The following is a 22255-nucleotide window of genomic DNA, read 5'->3' on the forward strand; positions in this document are numbered from 1 at the left end:
TATCTAAATATAATTTGTAATTAATTAGATTATATCATAACTTTTAAAATTTTTCCTTCAACAGACGGATTTCTTCTTTTGTTAATTCTCTATATTCTCCTGAATTTAAGGTTTCATCCAATTTCAATAAACCAATTGATATCCTTTTCAAATATACTACTTCCATATCAATTGCTTCAAACATTCTTTTAACTTGATGATATTTCCCTTCCTTTATAGATAATTTTACCTTAGAATATGTATTAGACTCTAGTATCTCTAAATCTGCTGGCAATGTCTTATATCCATCATCTAACACAATACCCTGTTTAAAATATTCTTTATGCTTTTCCTCTACTAAACCATATATTTCAGCATAATAAGTTTTTTCTATCCCCTTTTTAGGAGATAATATTTCATGAGCAAATTTGCCATCATTTGTAAGTAATAAAAGACCCTCTGTATCCTTATCCAATCTTCCTACAGGAAAAGGATTAAATATCAAATATCTTTCATCTATTATATCCAATACAGTTTTATTAATTGGATCATCGGTGGACGAAACTACATCTTGCGGTTTATTCATCATAATATATATATATTTCCTATATTTTACTTCATTTCCATCAACAGTAATTATATCTTCATAAGGGTCTACTTTAAAGTCTTTTTTTATAATTATATGATTATTTACATTAACTCTACCTTCTTTTATAATTTTTTGTACATCTTTTCTGCTACCATATCCCATATTGGATAAAATTTTATCTAACCTCTCTTTTTTTGTCATGTAATTCTCCTCTTCTCACTCAACAAACACTTTCTATTAATTTATACTACTCACATCTACAAATATATTATATATTATATATTTATATTATTTTTAAATTTTATAAAATAATCTGAGTATATTTTAGAAAAAACAACACAAAATAGTTATAGATATTAGCAATATCCTTAATATATAGGAGGGAATAGAAATGCATAAGGAAAATAACAAAGAACCTCTAGATGGTGTAAAGTGCATAGTAAATACTTGTCAATATCATCTATTAGGAGACCAATGTGGAGCACATAAAATAGAAATTCAACCAAGAAATGCATCTACTACTGAAGAAACTGACTGTGCAACTTTTAGACCTCAAGATAGCATGGAATAGAATAGACAGGTTAACCTGTCTATTCTATTCCTAGTTCTATGCAATTTTCCTTTAAATCATCTGGCATGTCTTCTAACATATACTCTACATTAATATAAAACTCCGTCTCAAATTTTTCCGATATCAATTCTAAATCTTCTTTCAGCCTTTTTAAATCTTCCATCTCTAAAGGAATTATTTTATATATACTATCTACATATATCTTTTCAACATCATAATCTCTGCCAATTATTCCACATAAAAAGCCATAGAAAGATTCAATATTATTTATATTGAATTCCATGGCATTTATTAATCTTACAGCATAGTTGAGATTAAATATATGATTATCGTCTACATCAACAAAGATAATATTTCCATTACCTTCCTTAATATCTTCATTAGCTTGATCTATTAACCATTTAGTTTTTCCACTTCCCTTTGGTCCTAAAATAAATTTTACCATATAAAGCCCTCCTTTTTTAGTACTACATTATATTATATTATTCTACATTACTTTTCATTTTCCTCTTTTATTTTAAAATAAAATTTTTATCAAAAATCCAATGCTTTCCCATTTAAGTAGTTGCATTTAACTCCTTGCTTAGTATTTCTTCTTTCCATTTCAGCAACTATTTCATCCCGTATCTTCCACCAAGATTCATTCCAATTTACAAATAAAGTATCTTTTTCTGGAGCACGGCCTATAATTCTTTGAACTACTACGTCTTCATCTAAATATTCTAAAAAGGTAATTACCCTTTCAATATACTCTTTTTTAGATATTAAATCAATTTTCCCTTCTTTGTACATCTTTCCTAGTTTTGTCCCCTCTACAACATATAAAGCATGAAGCTTTATTTCCTCTATATTTAGAGCAGATAATATTTTAGCATTTTCTATTACATCATACATATTATCCCAAGGAAGATTTAAAATCAAATGAGCACAAGTCCTAATTTCATAGCTTTTATTTCTAATTACAGCATCTATAAACTCAGCTAATGTATGTCCTCTATTTATTTTTCTTAATGTATGATAATTTGCCGTCTGCAAACCTAACTCTATAGTTATTTCTAAATTATATTTTTCTCTAACATTAGATAAATACTTTAAGTATTCATCATTTATACAATCTGGTCTAGTAGATACAGATATACCTACCACGTCTTCCACTATAGCTTCTTCTATATAACTTTTAAAATCCTCTAAAGGCATATAGGTGTTAGTAAAGGATTGAAAATAAGAGATGAATTTTTTAGCATTATATCTCTTGCTAATATAAGCCTTGTTTTTCTCTATTTGTTCTTTTACAGAATAGGTACTAGGGAGGTTTTCAAAGGAACCTCCCTCTTCCCCGCAATATATGCACCCACCAGTACTTAATTTCCCATCCCTATTGGGACAAGTTAAAGGTAAACTAATAGGTAGTTTATATACCTTTTCTCCAAATTTTTCTTTTAAATACTTGGAATAAGCATTATACACTGTAATATCCATCTAATTCACCTTTTCTATTTGTACATTCCTTTAATTTCCACATCTTCTCTATCTATTATAAATTGGCTAGGTTCTCCCCAAGAATCTAATGGATTATATTTAAATATCATTTCATCATATAAATAAAATTTTTCCCCATTCAATTCTTGATTAAGAACTTTTTCTTTATCTAAAAATACTATTAATACTAATCTATCTAAATTATTAGGATTTTCCATTATAAAAGTACCTTCTGCTCCTTCTCTTATTACAGAAATCCCTTTAATTTTAATAGTATCTTTAAAAATATTTATAGGTAAATATTTAGCCATTTCTTTCATTATACTGTGATTCTCTGGGTAGCCTATTAATATTAAATTTTGCTTTTTATCTTCTTTATTTAATTTATCTTCTTCAATTACTTTTATATCCATATTATAATTAAATTTAAAGCACTCTTGTATATTTAAAATGAAATTATCTACCATCATTTCATGTTCTTTTTTTACATAATTTGGTTTTACTACTATTAAATCTTCTCCTTCCAATGCTCTAAGTATTATACTTCTTGTTATTAAACCTTTTATCTTTTCCTGTTCCTTTATATCTCTTTTATCCATTGCCTTGAAAATTTCTGCTCTTTCATTTTCATTAAGCTCTATATTTTTAGGATAATAATTTGGATCATTTACTGCCTTTTTCATTATGTTCTTAGTTTCTTTTCCTGCTATTTCTTCTATAGTATCTATTAATCCCTCAATAGATGCGTTTTTAAAAAGATACTTTTCATAGTATTTTCTTAAAAATTTAGTAAATGTTTCTTCTCCTAATCTTTGTCTTAAATCTTCAAAAAAAGCTGGTCCCTTCTTTTGATAAATTACACTGGAATACTCATCCCAATTACCAAAATCTGCTACAGAACTATTTATAGGTGTACTCTTTTCTGGATAAAAATTAGCTCTAATTTGATAATCTACACCATTTTGATGATATTTACCATATTCTTTTTCAAAATATAATGCAGTCATAAACACAGTTAAAGATTCATCTAAAAAAGGTTCTTTAAATTCATTATTTCCTACCCCTACATACCACCATTGATGCATAGTTTCATGAACAGCTGCTTCTATAATAAAAGGGGCATATTCTTCGCTTTCATCTTCTAAATCATAATATCTACCCATTTGAATTACTTGAGGATATTCCATAGCACCTCCAGCAAGATAAGTTTCCGCAATTTTTAATTCATCATAAGGATATTTTCCTACAGTAGTATTCATAAATTTTACAGTTTTGGCTACTTCGTTTAATATTCTATCTGCTATGCTTTCAATAACTTTTTCTTCAGCAAAATCTTTGTCAACCATATAATAATGGCTTATCTTTATGCCATCCACTTCTTTGCTTTTTATTTTATAATTTGGACTCATAAAAATTACAAAATCTCTAACTTTCTCTGCATTAATTTCTAAAGTTTTACTTTCATTTTCTATTTTTTCTTTTGTTATGTTTCCTGTAGATGCCACCACCATATTTTTAGGAATTGTCAATTTCACATTATAATTAGAAACATCGCTATAGTTAGATTCCCCAACAGGATGATATGGATTTTTATCCCACTTATTTGTTTTTTCATCATAAATAGATAATATAGGATACCAATTAGTTAAAGAATATTCCTCATTTACATGATGTAAACGATGATTTCCTTCTGGAATCTTTAATTTAAATTTAATTTTTACTTTTACCTTTTCGCCTTTTTTTATAGGTTTTTCTAATATAATTTTTAGTATTTGATTGTCAGTAGTATACTTAGGTTCACTGTTGTTTATATGTACTTCTTCTATTTCTATCCATCCTTTTTCTTCTTCTTGAATTTCAGGTATTTTATCCACAAAATACATACCGCCAATTATAGGCATAGTTTCATAGGATAAATAAGAATTAGGATATAAATGAAATACAATTTCTTTTAATTCTGAATTATAGGAATTAGTAATCTCCACTAACTGTTCCCCATATATCATATGGCTTTTTGTATCTAATGTAAGATTCATATTATATTCAGTTGGGCTATCTAAACCAATTGCAAAATTTAATTGAAAACTAGTTAAAACTATTAATAATGCTAATACAATAGATAAACTTCTCTTTTTATTCATGACTCTCCCCCTCATATTTATTTAGAAAAGCTAAAATATTTTAGTTTCCTATCATTTATTTATAATTTTAATATCCTTCTTAATTCAAAAGCTACTCCTGCTTGATTATTGTCCTTTTTAGTTATTATATCTGCTACTTCTTTTACCTGTTGGCTAGCGTTTTTCATTGCAATTCCACATCCTGCATTTTTTATCATCTGAGCATCATTGTTATCGTCTCCTATTGCAATAATTTCCTCAGGAGATATTCCCTTTTTCTGAGCATATTCTTTTAAGCTTAACCACTTATTTCCTAATGGATTCATAATCTCTAAAAGAGCCTCTGCATTTTGAATATTTTCCATTATATGAGAACTATATCTATTAGGGTATTTTTTATTAATATCCAAATAAAAATCCTCTAAAATATCCTTATCTCCTACAAATATTACTGCCAATATGTCATCATCTAATTCTAAATAGTTTTCTACAATTTTATATCTTTTCTCATGAGGAGATATATAGTTACTATATACACTATTATTTTCTTTCATTTCAATTACCATATCATATCCATCTTCGTACCTATCTACATGGAGTATAGGATTAAGACCTCTTTTTTTGCTTTCTTCTATTAAAATCTTGAAGTCGTCTAAGTTCAAGCATTTTTTGATTAATATTTCATCATTTGAAATATATCTCACTATATTACCATTATTTGCAAGTACAACTAAAGATCTATCTATATCTTTCAAAAACTGCTTTGCTGACCAATATCTTCTCCCTGTAGCAATTACTACTTCATATCCTCTATCTATAAGTTTATTGATTAAATCTATATTTTCTTTTGGAATATTTTTATCATCATCTAACAAAGTCCCATCTAAATCTATGGCAACTAATTTATACATTATGGCTATCACCTCATATGCTACTTTATTTATACGCTATAAAATTCTTTAAATGTTCTATATACATAATGATGATCTAATACTCCTCCTAATTCTCTAATGGAGTGCATAGCAAGTATTGGATTTCCAATATCTACTGAAGGAATATCCAATTGAGTTGAAGAAATAGGTCCTATAGTTGAACCTCCTCTTTCATCAGATCTATTAACAAATTTCTGTACTGGTACTTTTATGGATTTACATATCCCTTCATATATTGCTGATGATAAACTATCAGTAGTATATGATTGACTAGCAGATATCTTTATAGTAGGTCCTCCATTTATTATAGGTCTATTGGTAGGATCCTGTTTATCTGTGTAATTAGGATGCAAAGCATGAGCCATATCTGCAGAAATTAAAAAAGATTTAGATAAAGCCCTGTAATAGTCTTCTTTGTCTTTACCTAAAGATAAAGCTATTCTTTCCAATATTGTTCTCAGCATTGGACTAGCTGCACCTTGTTTAGTGGCACTTCCTACCTCTTCATTGTCAAAACAAACTAATACATTAGTAGCCTGAGAAACTTTGCTGTTTACAAAACCATATAATCCTGCATGAACCATAGCTAAATCATCTAATCTACCTATAGATATAAATTCCTCATTAAGACCTACTAAAAAACCTTCTTCTGTATTATATAAAAATAATTCAAAATCCAATATATCTTCTACTTTTTTAATATCCAATCTTTCAGCTATCAACTTCAATAAAAAATTATCCTTTTTAAATTTATCATCTATAATCGCTAACAAGGGTAAAGTATCAATTTGAGGATTTATCTTTATACCTTCATTTATTTTTCTATTCATATGAATAGCTAAATTAGGTATAATCATCAATGGCTCTTTAAAATCAACTAGCTTTTCTTCAGGATTTAAAGGGTTATCTGCCTTTATAGAAACCCTTCCCGCTAATGATAATGGTCTATCAAACCAAGTATTTAATATAGGACCTCCATATACTTCAGTATTTAATTTTAAATATTTATCTTCTACAACCATCTCAGGATTAGGTTTAATCCTAAAACATGGTGCATCTGTATGGGCTCCTATTAATCTAAAGCCTTCCTGTTCAATCTCTCCCTTACCTATTTCAAACGCTATAATAGCTGATTTATTTTTTATTATGTAATATTTACCTTCTTTTTCTAAATTCCATACTTCTTCCAATTTAATTTCATTAAATCCATTATCCTGCAAAATTTCCTCTACGCTTTTTACAACATGAAAAGAACTAGGACTTTGTTGTATAAAATTTATTAAGGATTTTGCAAATTCTTTTTCCTTATTCATCACATTATCATCCTTTCTTATTTTCCATATATAAAACAATCATACTAATAGTATATCTTTACAAAAAGAATACTTCAACTTAATAGTTGAAGTATTCTTTATAGATTTATTTCTCATCTTCATCTTCAAATTCTTCATCATCGTCAACCAAAAAGTCGTAATCCTCTTCATCATCAAGAAAATCTAAATCCTTTTCTTCAAACAATTCATAAAAAGCTTCAGAAACTATTTCAAATTCTTCTTCATCTTCTATATTTATCAATTGAAATCCCTCATCATCTTCTTCAAATCCATATATAAATATTTCATCTTCACCTATAGGAACTAAAGCTATATATTCATAATCCTCTACTTCAAACGTTCCTAAAACTGCACACTCTAATTCTGTACCATCTTCTAGTGTAAGATAGATAATATCCATTTCATCAATGTGTTCATGATCTTCACAACCACAATTTTCATTATGCTTTTTATCCATAATCATTCTCCTTTACCAAATATTTTTATATACCATATGCTAATAATATACTATTTTATTATAGAAGTATACATGATTATTAAAATTTTTTAATTAAAATTTTTGCTGATTCTATTTTCAATTAGCTTTTATCAAATAGTTTTAATCTTCCAATTTTATTCCCATCTAATTACCTTGCCATTTTTTATTTTATATATCATAAAATTGTCGTTGCCAAAAACATCTACATATCTAATAAATATCTTTTGGTCTTCTTTAACCTTATCAATTTTTATATAAATGATAGAATCTAAATTCCTTTTATTATTTCTATAGTATTGCCATCTTAAATTTGGTAAATTGTCTTTATAATTTGGATCAATGCCAATAAAGTCCAATAGGGATAAGGAGTTTTTTGTTAATATCTCATTTATAAGTTCTCTATCTTTGTCTTTAATATTAATTTTATTTAAATCTATTTCATATCTATCCAGTTCTATCTTTAAACATTTAATGCCATTATCGTTTTCAAGTATTATTTCATTTAAATATAGTTTCCCTGCTCTTTCATCCCTTATATTAGGTTTATATATATAAAATGGAGTAGAATTGTTTTCAATTAATCTTTTTGCTATAGTCAATGAAGATAAGCTTCCTATATCTGACATTATCCACCTTCTATTTAATTTTTCTGCCACCACTCCAGTGGTTCCACTGCCTGCAAAAAAGTCCGCTATTAAAGAATCTTCATCAGAAGATGTTAATATTATTCTTTCCAATAGTTTTTCTGGCTTTTGAGTATCATAGCCTACCCTTTCTTTAGAGGTTCTACCTACCATATCTATTTGCCATACATCTTTTAAATTGACTAAGGTATACCAACCTAATTCATCTTTATATTCTTTAACTCCTTTAAACTTATAGGGTTTAAATCCTCTATTATAAGATTTTTCCTTTTGAGGATTAAATATATACTCCTTTCCCTTTGTGTATACTAATATGGTATCATGTTTTTTAGAATAATATCGTTTACTTGCTCCTCCAGATTTATAAGCCCATATGATTTCATTTAAAAAATTCTCTCCCCCAAATATCTGATCCATTATAATTTTTATGTAATGGACAGTCCTGTAGTCTAGATGGACGTACAGGGTTCCCTTTTCACTTAATAGTTCTTTCATCAAAAAAAGTCTAGTACATAACATTTTAAGGTAGGAAAAAAATCCTTCTTCCCAAGTATCATCATAGGCAAAATGTTCTATTATATCCTCTTCTTCATCATGGTATAAAAATATTTTACCTTTATATTTGGTTTTAGTGAAAAAGGGTGGATCTATATATATCAAATCTATTTTTCCCTTATACCCTTCTTCTAATAACTTTTTCATTACTATAAAATTATCTCCTTGATAAAATTGGTTATAAGTGGATTCATCCTTTTTAAAATTGGGGCAGATCTTTTCCTTTTGATGGAAGATATCCACATAGGGTTTAGTTAAAAAATTCTTAGACTCCCTTTTTCCAATATCAATAACTTCAGATAATTTCTCTATTGTTAGCATTATAATCTCCTTCAAAAGCTTATATGGAACAAGGACTGTATCCACAATCTCTACACTCTGCACATCCACCACTATGAACTAAAACTCCACCACACATAGGGCAAACATCTGGATTCTCTTTCAAATGTTCTTCTATCAATTTATTTATTTCTCGTTGTAACTTTTCAATTCTTTCAAATCTGTTTAAATTAGTTTTATCTGTAATTAATACACCTGTTCTAGCACAACCGTCTCTATATATAGTAACTCCTTTCAGCCCCTTTTTCCAAGCATACATATATAATTCTTCAACTTGTTCCACAGTAAAATCATTAGGGACATTTACAGTAGATGATATACTAGCATCTATATATTGTTGCCATGCAGCCTGCACATCTATTCTAGCCTTATAGTCCAAATTCAAAGTGGTTACAAAATAATCTGGTAAATCTTCTTCCCGAACTATATTATATTTGTCCATATACTCTTTAACTATTGGAGTAAATACTCTATAATAAGTATCTCCACCATGTAATGATTCAGATTTTCTAATGTAGGATATTTGAAAAATTGGTTCTAATCCACTACTGCATCCAATCAATGTAGATATGCTTCCTGTTGGTGGTATAGTTAAAAGCTGGGAATTTCGTAATCCATATTTTTTAATTAATTCAAGTACATCTTCTTCTGCATTAGATAACAAAAAAGGTGATTTTAAAATGGCTTCTCTATTATATCTAGGAAATGGACCATATTCTGCTGCTAAAAGAGCTGACTGCTTTAAAGCTTCATTCACTAAAACTTTTCCTATATGGTGAATTAATTCAATGGATTCTTCGCTACCATATTTTATTCCCATCTTTATAAACATATCTGCTACTCCCATTATCCCTAAACCTATTTGTCTTAAATCTCTAGACAATTCTCTCTGTTCCTTCAATGGATGGAGATTTATATTCTCATCCAATACCTCATTTAAATAAATAATGCCTTCTCTTACCATTTCTGCAAATCCTTTAAAATCAAAATTAGCCTTTGAAGTAAATGGATTTTTTACAAATTCACTTAAATTTATAGAGGATAGGTTACAAGAGCCATAAGCTGGTAGTGTCTCCTCAGCACAAGGGTTTACACCAGCAAATTTGAAACTATCATCTTCACTCATAAGATGCCAAGAATTTATACGATCTTGATACAATACACCAGGTTCTGCCATATTCCAGTTGTTTTCTGCAATTTTTCTAAACAATTTCCTGGCTTTTATGATCTTTCTAATTTCTTCACCAGTAGCATCTACATAAAAATATAATTCATAATCTTTGTCTTCTTCAACAGCTCTCATAAAATCATCAGTAACATTAACAGATATGTTAGCATAATTTATCTTATTTAAATCATTTTTCACATCAATAAATTCCTCAATATCTGGATGATTACAATCCATGCTAAGCATCAATGCTCCACGTCTTCCCTTCATACCAATTAAGCCTGTTACTAAGGAATATAAATCCATAAAAGATACTGCTCCAGTAGTAGTATTAGCTGCATTATTTACTTTTGCTCCTCTAGGTCTTAATTTTGATAAATCAATACCTACTCCTCCACCATAAGAATAAGTTCTGGCCATATATTTAGCAGTATCAAATATGGACTCTATATTATCCTCAACTTTAGGCATCACATAACAATTAGATAAAGTAATCTTCCTCCCATATTTATCCAATCCTCTACCTGCTAATATTCTTCCTGCTGGCATAAACTTTTTATCCTTTATAGCTTTTTTTATATAGTTATTGCCCCCACTTACTCTAGTTAAAAACTCATCAAAGCTTTCATTCTCATATCTATATTTTTTTTCATATATATCCCTTTGTAAATCCGTCATCTCCCAACCATATTTCCTAAGTTTAGCTCTTTTATCCCTATATAAAATATATTTTTTGGCTACATCTGGTCTTTCTCTCATTAATTCTACTTCTACAAAATCTTGTATTTTCTCTATATTAATTATTCCTAAATTTTTAAATGTATCAAAAGCCTTATTTGCTATTCCCTTGGCTATCTCCTCATCTATTCCTTGTTCAGTTTCAGCCATAGCCTTACAAATAGCATTAACTATTTTTTCTCCATCAAAATCCACAATCATACCATTTCTTTTTTCAACTTTTAACATAAAAAAACCCCCTTTTATACGCTATATGTAGTAGTATTGTTTGCGCTCATACACTATATATACAATGTAACATGATTTTAAACTAAAATCAAGACGTTTATAAACTTTTATAAAAAAGTATAATATTATATAATGAATATATAAAGTAAACAAAAATCACTATTCATAAAATAATATAGAATCATCATAAGTATTGGAAAATACTATTTGATTTAAAGAGGAGGAATTGGCGTGAATAACTTAAAATTTCTAGTGGTAGATTTGCCTGAGGATGTGAGTAAAGCTGTTATATATGGGGATTTTGATAAAGCATTAAAATTAATTGATTTGTATATGGCAAGAAATATTCCACAAGTATTAAAAGATAGATTAGATTTTGAAAAAGATAGGATTAGGAGGTTTAAAGAAGATTATACATACACTTTTGATGAAGCACTAGCTTTAGCACAAGAAAATATAAAAAACTTTTCAAAGAAAGAATTAGAGTATATTAAAGATGCAAGATATGCAGATTGGATTTACATAGATGGGGAGATTAAATTCCATAATAGATTTTTAGAAAATGCTATAAAAGTTCATCCTACTTTAAAAGAAAGATTAATTAGTCCTGAAAAAAATACTCCTGATATATTGGATGAGGTAATAGAGGATATTATACAAAATGGAGAAACAAAGTATTTCATTCATGTTAAAACTGGATTAAAATTAAATTCTAAATACAAAAGAAAGGGAGAAAAAATAAGAGTTTACTTACCTATTCCAAGAAATGCTCAACAGATAAAAAACATTCGCATTATAAACACCTCCCATGAACCTAAATTTATCTCTCCCGTCAATTACCCCCAAAGAACTATCTATTTTGAAGAAATAGTAAATGAAAAAGATGAATTCACAGTAGAGTATTCTTATGAAAATCATATAAAATATAATGATATATCTGCAGATAAGGTTTCTGAAAATCAACCTACTTTCTATACTGAAGAATGGTTACCTCATATACGTTTTACTCCTTTCTTAGTAGAATTAACAAAAACAATTGTAGGAGATGAAAAAAACCCGTTATTGAAAGCAAGAAAAATCTATAATTACATTACACAAAATGTACAATACTCCTATGTTAGACAATATGCAGCTATTACAAATATCCCTGAATATGCAGCCTATAACCTAAAGGGAGATTGTGGTGTACAAGCACTATTATTTATTACCCTTTGTAGAATAGCAGGTATCCCCGCAAGATGGCAATCAGGATTAGTTGTAAATCCTTATAATATTGGTTGCCATGACTGGGCAGAATTTTATATAGAACCTTTTGGCTGGATTTTTGCTGATTTATCCTTTGGTGGTAGTGCACTCAGACGTGGAAATAAAAAGAGATGGAATTTCTATTTTGGTAACCTAGATCCTTTTAGAATGGTAGCAAATTCCGAATTTCAATATGATTTTTATCCTGAAAAGAAATTTTTAAGGCAAGATCCATATGATAATCAAACTGGAGAAATGGAATATTTAGATAGACCAATTTTCCAAAATGAATATGAAATAATACAAGAAATAATTGAAGTTGAAAAAATATAATGGGGCAATGGGAGTATGTCAGTTCTCCCTGCCCCTAAATTATATGATCTCCCAATCTATATACTCATTTAATATATCTACAAATTTTATGAAATATTCCTTTTCCAATTGAGTAAATCTATTTTTTTCTGGGCTATCTAAATCTAATACCCCATATATTTTATCCTCATTAATAATAGGTATTACCAATTCTGAATTAGATGCTGAATCGCAGGCAATATGCCCAGGAAATTTATGAACATCAGGAACTAACTGCACTTTTCTAGTTTTAACTGCAGTACCACATACTCCTTTTCCCACATCTATTCTATTACAAGCAGGAAGACCTTGGAAGGGTCCTAATACCAACTGTTCTCCACGTAATATATAAAAACCCGCCCAATTTAACCTATCAACACAAACCATAATTATAGCTGTTGCATTAGATATATTTGCAAGAGAATCTTCCTCTGAGCTCAATTGAGATTTTAACAATAAATTCATATACTTTAATCTTTCTTCTTCATTCATATTTTTTATTGGATCTAATTTAAACATAGTAACCTCCTAATCTGCTAATATTTTTATCTTTTTTGCAGTTCCCTGTACAGGATAAGACTCTTCAATAGCACCTTCAAATATCACTTCCACTATCAATCCTTCTTCCAAATCATCTACTGTCACTTTTTCATCACCCTTATAAATATCCGTATTATTATTTATTGCAACATTAGCGCTTTCATACATGGTATCTTCATCTAAATGCCCTTCCACTAATATGCTCTGTATAAGTGCATTTTCCTCATTCATATAAATTTCCTTAATTTCTCCTCTTATTCCAATGGTTTCTATCGATTCTTTATTACAAGCAGTAACAAGAAATATGATAGAAAATATTAAAAATACTGAAAATAATCTTTTCATAGCATCCCCCTTAAAAAATATAGACTACACTTCAAACAAATAAATAAATAACTAACTAATTACAAAGCAATGCCCTTTGAGCTTTGTTCCATCCAAATATGCCCCCTGTATGGATAAACAATACATTTTCGTGCATATTAAAACTGCCTTTATTTATCTCATTAAATAGTCCATACATAGCTTTACCAGTATATACTGGATCTAATATTATCCCTTCTAATTTTGCAAAATGATGGATGAATTGTATCTCTTCAGTTTGACTCAATGCATAACCCAATCCTTGATATCCATCTATTATATTAATTTCTTCTTTATTTACGACAATTTGTTTATCTGTATAAGTAGTAATTTCCTCTAATAAGTTCCTCACTACTTCTTGAAAATGTTCTTTATTATTACAAACATTAACACCATAAATCTTAGCAAGATTAGAATTTATATAATTCCCATAATATAGTCCCGCATAGGTACCACCAGAACCTACAGCAACAACTATTGCATCAAACTTTATCCCTAGTTGCTTCTCTTGTTCTAGTATTTCATCCATGGCATTTACATAACCTAGAGAACCTATACCATTGGAAGCACCTTCTGGAATTATATATGCTTTATGCCCTTTTTTTGATAGTTGCATTCTTATTTCATCCATTATTTTAGTCCTATTTTTATATTCTTCCGATGTTATAAATTTTATATTTGCACCAAGTAATTTATCTAAAAATAAATTACCTTCTATTTCTTCATTTTCATCTCCTCTCAATACAAGATAAGAGCCTAAACCTAATTTAGCTGCCACTGCAGCTGTAGCTCTAGCATGATTAGATTGAATCCCGCCACATGTAATTAAATAATCACAGTTATTCTCTAAAGCTTCTCCTACAGAAAATTCCAATTTCCTTATCTTATTTCCTGATAATTCTATCCCTGTTTGATCATCTCTTTTTATATAGACATTTTTACCTAGTTCGCTGCTTAATCTATCCAACTTCTCTATTTTAGTAGGTAGATTAGCAAGTTTTATTCTTTTTAGCATTTTATCACCTCTAATTCCTTTAATAATTCTATTTTACTATATTTATTCAATATTTCCTAATAGTTATTTTATTTTTCACAATTTATTAATAATCTACATATTATATATACTTGTTAAAATAATTCTTGAGAGGGAAAATAATGGACTAATGATATTAGAGATTGGTCACTACCCAACTATGTAACCTTAAATCCTATTGATGAAGAAAAGTTTAATAAATATATTTTAGAGAGGAATGATTGAATTAAAGATATATCTGTCCTTTCAATTTTATTTTGAAATAAAAGAGGCAAAGTCTATCGATTATAAGTTAATTGAAGACTTCGCCTCTTTGGGTTTATATATTTAATTTTAATTTTGTACAAAATAAAAATAAATATTATCTTATTCTACTGAGAATTTATCCAAGCTATTGATACTGAGCAATTCCCACATTATTATAACATCTTCTTTTTCATTTACATTCTTCTAATATGCTACATACTAATCTTTTGTACTTATAGTATTCTTTTCATCTATTTTTGTTATAATAATTCCTATTATAAGACAGATTAAAATTGTTATTATCCATATTGTGACTCCATGGTGAAGGTGGAGCATAGCTACCTTTTCATTTGACATATCCTGAGTTATTTTTTGAATGTTCAAATATAATAAATAATCCCCTAAAAACTGACCTATAAAAACACCTATTAGGTTTCCTATAACTAATGAAGCAGCTATATAATACTTTTTGTAACAGGTAAGTATTATAACAATTAACCATAAATATAAGTAAAAATTACGTGCTGTCCATTCAAATAAATATAAATTAGATAAAAATAATTTAGAAATTATATAAAGAATAATAAATGGTAAAAGGAATAATATTAAAAATATCATCCTACTCTTTTTTATACTTGGTTTATTCATTTAATTCACCCAATATTCTGTGGCAGACCACCATAATGATCCTGTTCCTATTTTATAATATCTATCTACTGTATTAAACCAGTTATCCATTATACGCATATAATTACCACCGCTATTATATTCTCTATATCCCACAGAAATTATCCAATGCCAAGCAAATAGGCCGTCAGCTAACAAAATACCACAAGGATGATTATCAGTTGTCGCGCTTTTAATTCCATTAAAATTACTTACACTTTTATAATTTAATGTATATCCCCTGTCTTTAAAATATTGTTTAGCTCCTGAAGCAATTGTCATAGATGGTCCATTGCCAATAATTTTATGAACTGCTTTAAATGTATCACGTTTAGTATTTATTTTCAAATTTGTATTACCCCTCTTAGCAAAATAAAGTGCCAAGTTCGTTACAGTTGTTGCTCCACAGTGATTCTTAGCAATATCATTATAGCTATCCATAATTGTCCAATCAGTGCTTGTGGCTGATAAAATTGTCTTAGCAGTATAAGAACCAGATGGCATATCCTTTAAATTAATAAATCCATAGTCACCATCGCCACGTGCCATTTTAAATTTTTCTAAAAGTTGTTGTTTATATTCATCATGCTGGTAAGCTAAATCATAATCAATTTCTTTCAATTCAGGGTAATAATCATACAATCCATTTGGAGTTTTATTTTTATCTGAAAAATTTACTCTACTTGTTTCATAGATTTCTATTGGATTATTGTAAATGATATGATAATCAGATTTTTCTTTTAAAATGTCCTCAATTGTTTTATTATTGCCTTCTCCGAACTCAATAACAGTTGGGTTTTCAACATTATTATTTACAACAGCATAACCAGTAGGTGAAAATGTAGCATAATAAGCAACTACCTCTCCCATATCATTGAATAAAGGAACTACTTTTTCCAAGTAAGTGTCTTCTGATATACACTCTTCTGTCGCTATCTCCGAATTTAAATATGTGCCTGCTGCTATTAAAATATCTAATATGTCCATTTCCTTAGATACTGTCTCTTTAGCAAATGCTACAGTACTAAGACTAATCAATAAAATACATAATATCGTTGATATAATTTTTTTAAACATAACTTTCCTCCTATTTATTTTATTTTTTTGATAAATCAATGGTGCACAAATTTTCCATTACGGTTAAAGTTTATATTTAAACCTCACTGTTTCCAGAAGTAGCCTCCGCTTTTTCCCCATCCACATTCACTACAACTCCAGTTCGATATTTAACATCTGAAGCTCCTCTATAGCTTTTAGATAAAAACACATTGTAAGTTTCATAAAAAATCCTCCTCATTGTTATTAGGTTCTTACCTATATAACGCACAAGGAGGAAAAAGGGGACATATCTTTTTAAATTATTTTGAAATACTTTATGGCATTCAATACCATCTTGATGCCATATTAAATAAGTTATTTCATTAGTTTTCCACATATAAGCATTAGATTGTTTAAAAATAAACTCTTCTATTTCTGTATTTCCTGTATCATAATATGATTTACCTTTTCTGGACGATGCCAGAAAACTTATATCAAGTTTTTTGTTATTCTCTGTGGCATAATTATAAATAAGCATATTATGCCCTTCATTGATATTAACTAATTTAAAATCCATAGGAACATAATTGATTTTTAATGACTTTAGATCGATATTATCTTTATTTATATTTTGTGGTATGAAGATGCTAAACTTAGGGAATGTTACAACTACCCAATCAAAAAACCTTTCATGTACTTCCGCATTAACTACTAAAACAGTAGAAAAACTTAAAAAACATACTATTATAAATGCAGCTACTCTTTTAACCATTTTCATGAATATACTATTAGTCTTTTGTGAAATCTTAATATCTTTTAGTTTCCGTCTGAAGCTCTTAGAATAGTTAGGTTTGTGTAATGCTAGGGTATTATCATAGTCTTTTGTCTCTTCTATAAGAGCTATTTCACAAGCTTTTTTCATAGAGTTATCATCAATCCATGAATTTTTAAGTCCCATAAAAGCAGATAGCATTTTTTGTATATAACGTAATTTACCTATAACATTTTCTATCTCAAGTATCTTTTCTATTTTAGAAGGAGGATTATTAAAACAATATCGAAAGAAAAGAATATTACGATACTCCAATGGTAATAAACCTATTTTTATAGCTAATTGATCAACCTGCTCTTCACTTAATGTTTGATACTTAATACTATTCATATTTAATTTAGTGATTGTTTCTAATTCATTCTGAAAAGATAATTGACATACCTCTTTCATAATATTGTTAGCTATTTCGGACACTTATATCACCTTCTTCATAATATAGACGTAGTTTTTTTAAAATGCGTTGACCACGTTTTTTTGCAGCTTCTTCAGTAATTCCTAAAAGCTCTGAAATATCTTTAATTCTCATTTCATTGACAAAGCGTAGATGAATAAAAATTTTTTCATCATCTGAGAGTCTATTAATACAGGAAAGTAATTGTTCTTTATTTACTTTTTCTAAATATTCTTCTTCAATATAATAATCTCCTTCGTTGTTATCAAAATAGTCTACATCCTCTACATATATGATTTTCTTACGTTTTCTTATGATATTCATTGTTTCATTCTTTAATATTATAACGCAGTAGGATTCTATTTGGGGACATGGCAAAGCAGATATTTTTTCTATATTGTCAATAATCTTTAAAAATGTTTGTGATACAGCTTCTTCTGCATCAAATTTATTCTTTAACATATTAAAAGAAATATTATACATTTTTACATTCATTTTTGAAAAAATCCTATTAATAAAATCTACTTCGTCATCTGTTATCACACCAAATAGTATAATTATCAAAATTTTCACCCCATGAGCATTAAGTAGTAACTCAATTATAACATTAATTTACCAAATAATAACAATTTTATTTGCTAACAAATATTGAATTATTTTAGATTTTAGGGTATCATCTCTCTAATTACCCTATGTCATCTATATTTTACCCTATTTTTGACCCTTTTTTTGTCCTCAAACCACTACATGTTGTGGTCAAACCCTATTATTTCTCCTTCGAACCACAATTATACTCTCCACATGGCTTGAGCGGCTTGGATTGATGTCTTGGACTGATTTTTTGAACCTTACGTCTACGGGGACATGTCAATGGGTTTTTCGGTCTTTTTTGAAAAATCGTCGTTCGCAGGAACATATCAACAAGCCTTTCTTCCTAATATACATGTTTAAATGGTTTACGTAAATACCTCATCGTGATACTATTATTAAAGTTACCTCTATACGCTGATATTAGAAAGGCGGATTTTATGATAGATAGATATTTAATAAAAAACCTATTTGGCATTAATGGTTTAAATATTGCATGGTATGGCGTTATTATTGGATTCGGGGTTTTACTTGGTGTTTTGATTGCCTGTCGTGAAGCTAAAAGACAGAACCTTAAAAGTGAAATAATCTTTGATTTTCTCTTTTTAGCGCTCCCCATCGCAATCATCTGCGCGCGAATTTATTACGTTGTATTTGAATGGGAACAGTATAGCGGCAACTTTACAAAGATGATTGCTATTTGGGAAGGTGGTCTTGCTATATATGGAGGAGTTATTGGTGGAATCATAGCTGCGATTATTTTTTCAAAACGCAGTCAATTCCCATTTTTCCGACTTGTTGATATGGTTGTACCAAGCTTAATTCTAGGACAGGCAATTGGTCGATGGGGTAATTTTGTGAACCAGGAGGTCTTCGGCAATCTCGTTGCAAACCCAAATCTTCAATTCTTCCCCTATGCTGTATTCATAGAACGGTTGGAAGAATGGCATCAAGCTACATTTTTTTATGAAAGCATGTGGAATTTGTGTGTATTTGCTGTACTGGTTTATTTCCGCAAAAAGACAAAGTTTAACGGTCAGCTTTTGGCAACTTACTTTATCGGATATGGGCTAGGTCGTTTTTGGATTGAAGGATTGCGTTCAGATAGTCTTTATCTGGTCCCGGGACTTAGAATATCGCAAGCACTGTCATTGGTTCTGATCATTTTCGGAATTATTATAATCGTATTCCACAATAAACTCTTCAAAAAAACCACTGATTATACGGGTAAATATATGATTAAATAAAAAGATACCGCTGTCAGTATTTGTACTGAAGCGGTGTCTTTTTATTTGCACAGTGTAATAATCAAAGTATAGGAAATTATAATTCAAAGTCCTGTTTCATTCTCCACATTCATCGTGGTGCTCATGTTCATGGCAAACAGAACCAGTAGATTTAAGAGAACCCTGCAGGTATGCTTCTACTGCTGCTTTGGCATCACCTCTTGCCCCAACAATAACCTCAATGTTCCTTTCATTAAAAATGTCAACTGCACCTCCTCCCATACCACCACTGATGATGACGTTTACTCCACGATCGGCAAGAAAATTAGGCAAGAATCCAGGTTTATGCCCGGGGTTAGCGATGGTTTCACTTTTAACAATTTTGTTGTTTTCGGTGTCAAAAATTATAAACCCTTCGCAATGTCCAAAGTGCTCAGTCACCATTCCGTTATCACTTGCTACAGCAATTTTAATCATAGTTGACCTCCTCCATTCTTTTACTCTGAATATATTCATCAAGTATCCTTGCAGCTTGCTCAACAAGTTCTGCGCAAGACCGCTTTTTATAATAATTATCATTTCTGGTCTCGGGTATAGGTTTATCATGCTTAATTGAAATACCTAACAGTTTCCTGCATATGATTGATCCGTTTTCATTTTCAAATTGTTTTGCCAAATCTTGAACTAGCTCATAATGTTCTGCTTTCGCATTTTTGCTGGATGGATCTGTGTAACCATATTTCATGCCGACCACCATAAACATTCCTGTCACAGCACCACATACTTCTCGCAACCTACCCATACCTCCTCCGAAAGAAGATGCAATTTTTAATGCTGTTTCCGTGTCCAGCCCCGTTTCATCACAAAAAGCAGCAAAAACAGATTGAGAGCAATTGTAGCCTTTTTTAAACAATTTTCTTGCCAAATCTGAATGTGCACTCATTTATTATCTTCCTCAATGATTTCCTCCAATACTTTTGCCACCGGATCAAGCCAATCGCCGTCAAAAAGTTCTATCATACCCTTATCACAGGCGGCAGAAATTTTGGGGTTGACCGGAAGCTTAGCAAGCACTTTTAAATTATGCTTTTCGGCAATTTCGTCAATATGGCTGTCGCCGAAAATTTTGTGTTCCTTACCGCAATCCGGACATTTAAAATAGGACATATTTTCTACTAAACCAACGATAGGAATATTCATCATTTCAGCCATCCTGACTGCTTTTGATACAATCATGGATACAAGCTCCTGAGGCGAGGTTACAACAATGATCCCATCAACAGCAATGGATTGAAATACAGTAAGGGGAACATCGCCGGTGCCCGGTGGCATATCGATGAACATAAAATCCACATCGCTCCAGATAACATCTGACCAGAACTGCTTTACCATATTTCCGATCAGGGGTCCTCTCCACACAACTGGATCGGTATCATTCTCTAAAAGCAAATTAACAGACATTATATCAATACCTGTCTTACTTTTAACTGGGAATAAGCCAAATTCACTTCCTGTGGCTTTTTCCTTGATACCAAATGCCTTAGGAATAGAAGGCCCGGTTACATCAGCGTCCAGAACAGCGGTATGATACCCCATTCTATTCATGGTAACAGCTAGCATGGAAGTTACCAGTGACTTTCCAACCCCTCCTTTACCGCTGACAACACCAATAACCTTTTTAATGCTGCTCATTTCATGTGGTTTCACGGAGAAATCATTTTTCTTCTCTTTTCTTTCTGCGCAGTCCTCCGAGCAACTGCTGCAGCTTTGGTTGCAATTTTCGCTCATAATATTAGCTCCTTCCTGTATATTTTTCATGCATGGTTGTTATGCTGTAATAACTTTAGTGTTCGGTAAACATAATAAGCAGTGCGAAAACAATTCCCAATATAAATGCTAGTGTAGAGTGCTTTTTCTCATGTTCCCTTGCTTCAGGCAATAAATGCGATGCCGAAACGTATATTAAAACACCAGCAACAAATCCAAGCATATGTCCTAAAACATTGTTACTAAGATGTTGAACAATTGGATATGCTATAAAGGCACCGATAGGAGTTGTTAATGCTGCTGCAAGAAAAGCATAAATCCCAGCTTTCCTTGTGCTATATCCACCTTTAAGTAACATTGAAAAAGTTATAACGCCTTCGGCGAACTCATGAACAACCAACCCAACTCCAGTAAGAATTCCAACTACTGTGCTGATACTAAAAGTAACTGTGTATACAACGCCATCTATAAGTGAATGAATTAAGATACCTTCAATTGCAGTTATGCCAAAGGCCAGTTCTTTTTGCTTTGTTTTGTATTTGATGATCTTATTGCTGAAATACATAAATAAAAATCCTGCGAGCGCAGTAAATCCTGCGTAGGAGGTTTTTTGTATAGCTTGAGGTAAAGTCATTATCAGCGGGGAAGAGATAAGTATTCCCGCAGCAAAACACATACAATAGTCTTTAATTTTTTCTGCCCATTCGCGATTTTTATAAAGAGTCCAGATTCCCAAACTGTTTACTATCATTGCTCCCATTGCAAAAGCAGAAATAAAAATAAATGTATTAATATCTTTCACAGGCATTCATCTC

The 22255-nt window shown here is 30.0% G+C and carries 22 protein-coding genes; 3 read left to right on the top strand and 19 right to left on the bottom strand.

The features are described 5' to 3' along the window. Window positions 1–43 precede the first annotated feature (43 nt). Window positions 44–769: a pseudouridine synthase gene (locus JL105_RS07290; RefSeq protein WP_132026965.1), complete on the bottom strand. Its 726-nt coding sequence runs from the start codon at window positions 767–769 to the stop codon at window positions 44–46. A 190-nt stretch (window positions 770–959) separates the two neighbouring features. Here JL105_RS07290 and JL105_RS07295 point away from each other — a divergent pair, with 190 nt between their 5' ends. Then, window positions 960–1139 carry a DUF1540 domain-containing protein gene (locus JL105_RS07295; protein ID WP_132026967.1) on the top strand — a complete coding sequence of 60 codons (180 nt, stop codon included), beginning with the start codon at window positions 960–962 and terminating at the stop codon, window positions 1137–1139. A gap of 19 nt (window positions 1140–1158) precedes the next feature. Here the strand turns inward: JL105_RS07295 and JL105_RS07300 are convergent, their stop codons facing one another. The 8 genes from JL105_RS07300 to JL105_RS07335 form a co-directional block, all read right to left on the bottom strand. Further along, window positions 1159–1584, bottom strand: a complete 426-nt coding sequence (locus JL105_RS07300; RefSeq protein ID WP_132026969.1) for a hypothetical protein — start codon at window positions 1582–1584, stop codon at window positions 1159–1161. 89 nt (window positions 1585–1673) lie between these two features. Next, window positions 1674–2618 carry a tRNA modification radical SAM protein MnmL/YtqA gene (gene mnmL, locus JL105_RS07305; RefSeq protein WP_132026971.1) on the bottom strand — a complete coding sequence of 315 codons (945 nt, stop codon included), beginning with the start codon at window positions 2616–2618 and terminating at the stop codon, window positions 1674–1676. 14 nt (window positions 2619–2632) lie between these two features. Beyond that, window positions 2633–4759 carry a M1 family metallopeptidase gene (locus JL105_RS07310; RefSeq protein WP_132026973.1) on the bottom strand — a complete coding sequence of 709 codons (2127 nt, stop codon included), beginning with the start codon at window positions 4757–4759 and terminating at the stop codon, window positions 2633–2635. A 59-nt stretch (window positions 4760–4818) separates the two neighbouring features. Beyond that, a complete protein-coding gene (locus JL105_RS07315; RefSeq protein ID WP_132026975.1) occupies window positions 4819–5649 on the bottom strand; it encodes a Cof-type HAD-IIB family hydrolase in 831 nt (276 codons plus the stop codon). Window positions 5650–5678: 29 nt separating this feature from the next. Beyond that, complete coding sequence (locus JL105_RS07320; RefSeq protein ID WP_132026977.1) at window positions 5679–6983, bottom strand: M18 family aminopeptidase; 1305 nt, start codon at window positions 6981–6983, stop codon at window positions 5679–5681. A gap of 106 nt (window positions 6984–7089) precedes the next feature. Next, window positions 7090–7461 (bottom strand): DUF1292 domain-containing protein, encoded by a 372-nt coding sequence (locus JL105_RS07325; RefSeq protein WP_132026979.1) that lies wholly within the window; start codon window positions 7459–7461, stop codon window positions 7090–7092. A 155-nt stretch (window positions 7462–7616) separates the two neighbouring features. After that, entirely contained in the window at window positions 7617–9002 is a 1386-nt protein-coding gene (locus tag JL105_RS07330; RefSeq protein ID WP_202690457.1) for a DNA methyltransferase, read from the bottom strand. 19 nt (window positions 9003–9021) lie between these two features. Then, entirely contained in the window at window positions 9022–11154 is a 2133-nt protein-coding gene (locus JL105_RS07335; protein ID WP_132026983.1) for an adenosylcobalamin-dependent ribonucleoside-diphosphate reductase, read from the bottom strand. A 231-nt stretch (window positions 11155–11385) separates the two neighbouring features. Between JL105_RS07335 and JL105_RS07340 the strand changes: the two genes are divergently transcribed. After that, window positions 11386–12732 carry a transglutaminase-like domain-containing protein gene (locus JL105_RS07340; protein ID WP_132026985.1) on the top strand — a complete coding sequence of 449 codons (1347 nt, stop codon included), beginning with the start codon at window positions 11386–11388 and terminating at the stop codon, window positions 12730–12732. Between the two features lie 39 nt (window positions 12733–12771). Here the strand turns inward: JL105_RS07340 and JL105_RS07345 are convergent, their stop codons facing one another. From JL105_RS07345 to JL105_RS07370, 6 genes are all read right to left on the bottom strand, one after another. Then, a complete protein-coding gene (locus JL105_RS07345) occupies window positions 12772–13269 on the bottom strand; it encodes a GAF domain-containing protein (protein ID WP_132026987.1) in 498 nt (165 codons plus the stop codon). Between the two features lie 9 nt (window positions 13270–13278). Continuing rightward, window positions 13279–13635 (bottom strand): DUF3221 domain-containing protein, encoded by a 357-nt coding sequence (locus JL105_RS07350; protein WP_132026989.1) that lies wholly within the window; start codon window positions 13633–13635, stop codon window positions 13279–13281. Window positions 13636–13690: 55 nt separating this feature from the next. Continuing rightward, complete coding sequence (locus JL105_RS07355) at window positions 13691–14668, bottom strand: D-cysteine desulfhydrase family protein (protein WP_132026991.1); 978 nt, start codon at window positions 14666–14668, stop codon at window positions 13691–13693. 912 nt (window positions 14669–15580) lie between these two features. Then, window positions 15581–16675, bottom strand: coding sequence for a hypothetical protein (locus JL105_RS07360; RefSeq protein ID WP_132026993.1), 1095 nt, complete (start codon window positions 16673–16675; stop codon window positions 15581–15583). Between the two features lie 76 nt (window positions 16676–16751). Further along, entirely contained in the window at window positions 16752–17882 is a 1131-nt protein-coding gene (locus JL105_RS07365; RefSeq protein WP_202690458.1) for a DUF4367 domain-containing protein, read from the bottom strand. Continuing rightward, window positions 17866–18423, bottom strand: coding sequence for an RNA polymerase sigma factor (locus JL105_RS07370; RefSeq protein WP_202690459.1), 558 nt, complete (start codon window positions 18421–18423; stop codon window positions 17866–17868). Before JL105_RS07370 ends, JL105_RS07365 begins: the two co-directional genes overlap by 17 nt. Window positions 18424–18887: 464 nt before the next feature. On the opposite strand from JL105_RS07370, the gene lgt reads away from it, so the two are divergent. Further along, a complete protein-coding gene (gene lgt, locus JL105_RS07375; protein ID WP_132029547.1) occupies window positions 18888–19694 on the top strand; it encodes a prolipoprotein diacylglyceryl transferase in 807 nt (268 codons plus the stop codon). A gap of 96 nt (window positions 19695–19790) precedes the next feature. On the opposite strand, the gene JL105_RS07380 is transcribed toward lgt, so the two are convergent. From JL105_RS07380 to JL105_RS07395, 4 genes are read right to left on the bottom strand one after another with little or no spacing between them, the layout of a single operon-like run. Beyond that, a complete protein-coding gene (locus JL105_RS07380) occupies window positions 19791–20150 on the bottom strand; it encodes a NifB/NifX family molybdenum-iron cluster-binding protein (protein ID WP_118475431.1) in 360 nt (119 codons plus the stop codon). Continuing rightward, a complete protein-coding gene (locus JL105_RS07385) occupies window positions 20143–20616 on the bottom strand; it encodes a C-GCAxxG-C-C family protein (RefSeq protein ID WP_132029545.1) in 474 nt (157 codons plus the stop codon). The genes JL105_RS07380 and JL105_RS07385 overlap by 8 nt, the downstream gene beginning before the upstream one ends. After that, window positions 20613–21461 (bottom strand): Mrp/NBP35 family ATP-binding protein, encoded by an 849-nt coding sequence (locus JL105_RS07390; RefSeq protein ID WP_118475155.1) that lies wholly within the window; start codon window positions 21459–21461, stop codon window positions 20613–20615. Before JL105_RS07390 ends, JL105_RS07385 begins: the two co-directional genes overlap by 4 nt. Before the next feature lie 55 nt (window positions 21462–21516). After that, window positions 21517–22242, bottom strand: coding sequence for a ZIP family metal transporter (locus JL105_RS07395; protein WP_202690460.1), 726 nt, complete (start codon window positions 22240–22242; stop codon window positions 21517–21519). Between the last annotated feature and the right edge of the window lie 13 nt (window positions 22243–22255).

It is taken from the genome of Keratinibaculum paraultunense, assembly GCF_016767175.1.
Classification (GTDB): Bacteria; Bacillota; Clostridia; order Tissierellales; family Tepidimicrobiaceae; genus Keratinibaculum; species Keratinibaculum paraultunense.

Coding starts and splice junctions, on each gene's coding strand:
- JL105_RS07335 (WP_132026983.1), bottom strand. CDS start 11,154: ATGTTAAAAGTTGAAAAAAGAAATGGTATGATTGTGGATTTTGATGGA.
- mnmL (WP_132026971.1), bottom strand. CDS start 2,618: ATGGATATTACAGTGTATAATGCTTATTCCAAGTATTTAAAAGAAAAA.
- JL105_RS07300 (WP_132026969.1), bottom strand. CDS start 1,584: ATGGTAAAATTTATTTTAGGACCAAAGGGAAGTGGAAAAACTAAATGG.
- lgt (WP_132029547.1), top strand. CDS start 18,888: ATGATAGATAGATATTTAATAAAAAACCTATTTGGCATTAATGGTTTA.
- JL105_RS07380 (WP_118475431.1), bottom strand. CDS start 20,150: ATGATTAAAATTGCTGTAGCAAGTGATAACGGAATGGTGACTGAGCAC.
- JL105_RS07345 (WP_132026987.1), bottom strand. CDS start 13,269: ATGTTTAAATTAGATCCAATAAAAAATATGAATGAAGAAGAAAGATTA.
- JL105_RS07355 (WP_132026991.1), bottom strand. CDS start 14,668: ATGCTAAAAAGAATAAAACTTGCTAATCTACCTACTAAAATAGAGAAG.
- JL105_RS07295 (WP_132026967.1), top strand. CDS start 960: ATGCATAAGGAAAATAACAAAGAACCTCTAGATGGTGTAAAGTGCATA.
- JL105_RS07310 (WP_132026973.1), bottom strand. CDS start 4,759: ATGAATAAAAAGAGAAGTTTATCTATTGTATTAGCATTATTAATAGTT.
- JL105_RS07320 (WP_132026977.1), bottom strand. CDS start 6,983: ATGAATAAGGAAAAAGAATTTGCAAAATCCTTAATAAATTTTATACAA.
- JL105_RS07325 (WP_132026979.1), bottom strand. CDS start 7,461: ATGGATAAAAAGCATAATGAAAATTGTGGTTGTGAAGATCATGAACAC.
- JL105_RS07350 (WP_132026989.1), bottom strand. CDS start 13,635: ATGAAAAGATTATTTTCAGTATTTTTAATATTTTCTATCATATTTCTT.
- JL105_RS07360 (WP_132026993.1), bottom strand. CDS start 16,675: ATGTTTAAAAAAATTATATCAACGATATTATGTATTTTATTGATTAGT.
- JL105_RS07330 (WP_202690457.1), bottom strand. CDS start 9,002: ATGCTAACAATAGAGAAATTATCTGAAGTTATTGATATTGGAAAAAGG.
- JL105_RS07290 (WP_132026965.1), bottom strand. CDS start 769: ATGACAAAAAAAGAGAGGTTAGATAAAATTTTATCCAATATGGGATAT.
- JL105_RS07315 (WP_132026975.1), bottom strand. CDS start 5,649: ATGTATAAATTAGTTGCCATAGATTTAGATGGGACTTTGTTAGATGAT.
- JL105_RS07390 (WP_118475155.1), bottom strand. CDS start 21,461: ATGAGCGAAAATTGCAACCAAAGCTGCAGCAGTTGCTCGGAGGACTGC.
- JL105_RS07385 (WP_132029545.1), bottom strand. CDS start 20,616: ATGAGTGCACATTCAGATTTGGCAAGAAAATTGTTTAAAAAAGGCTAC.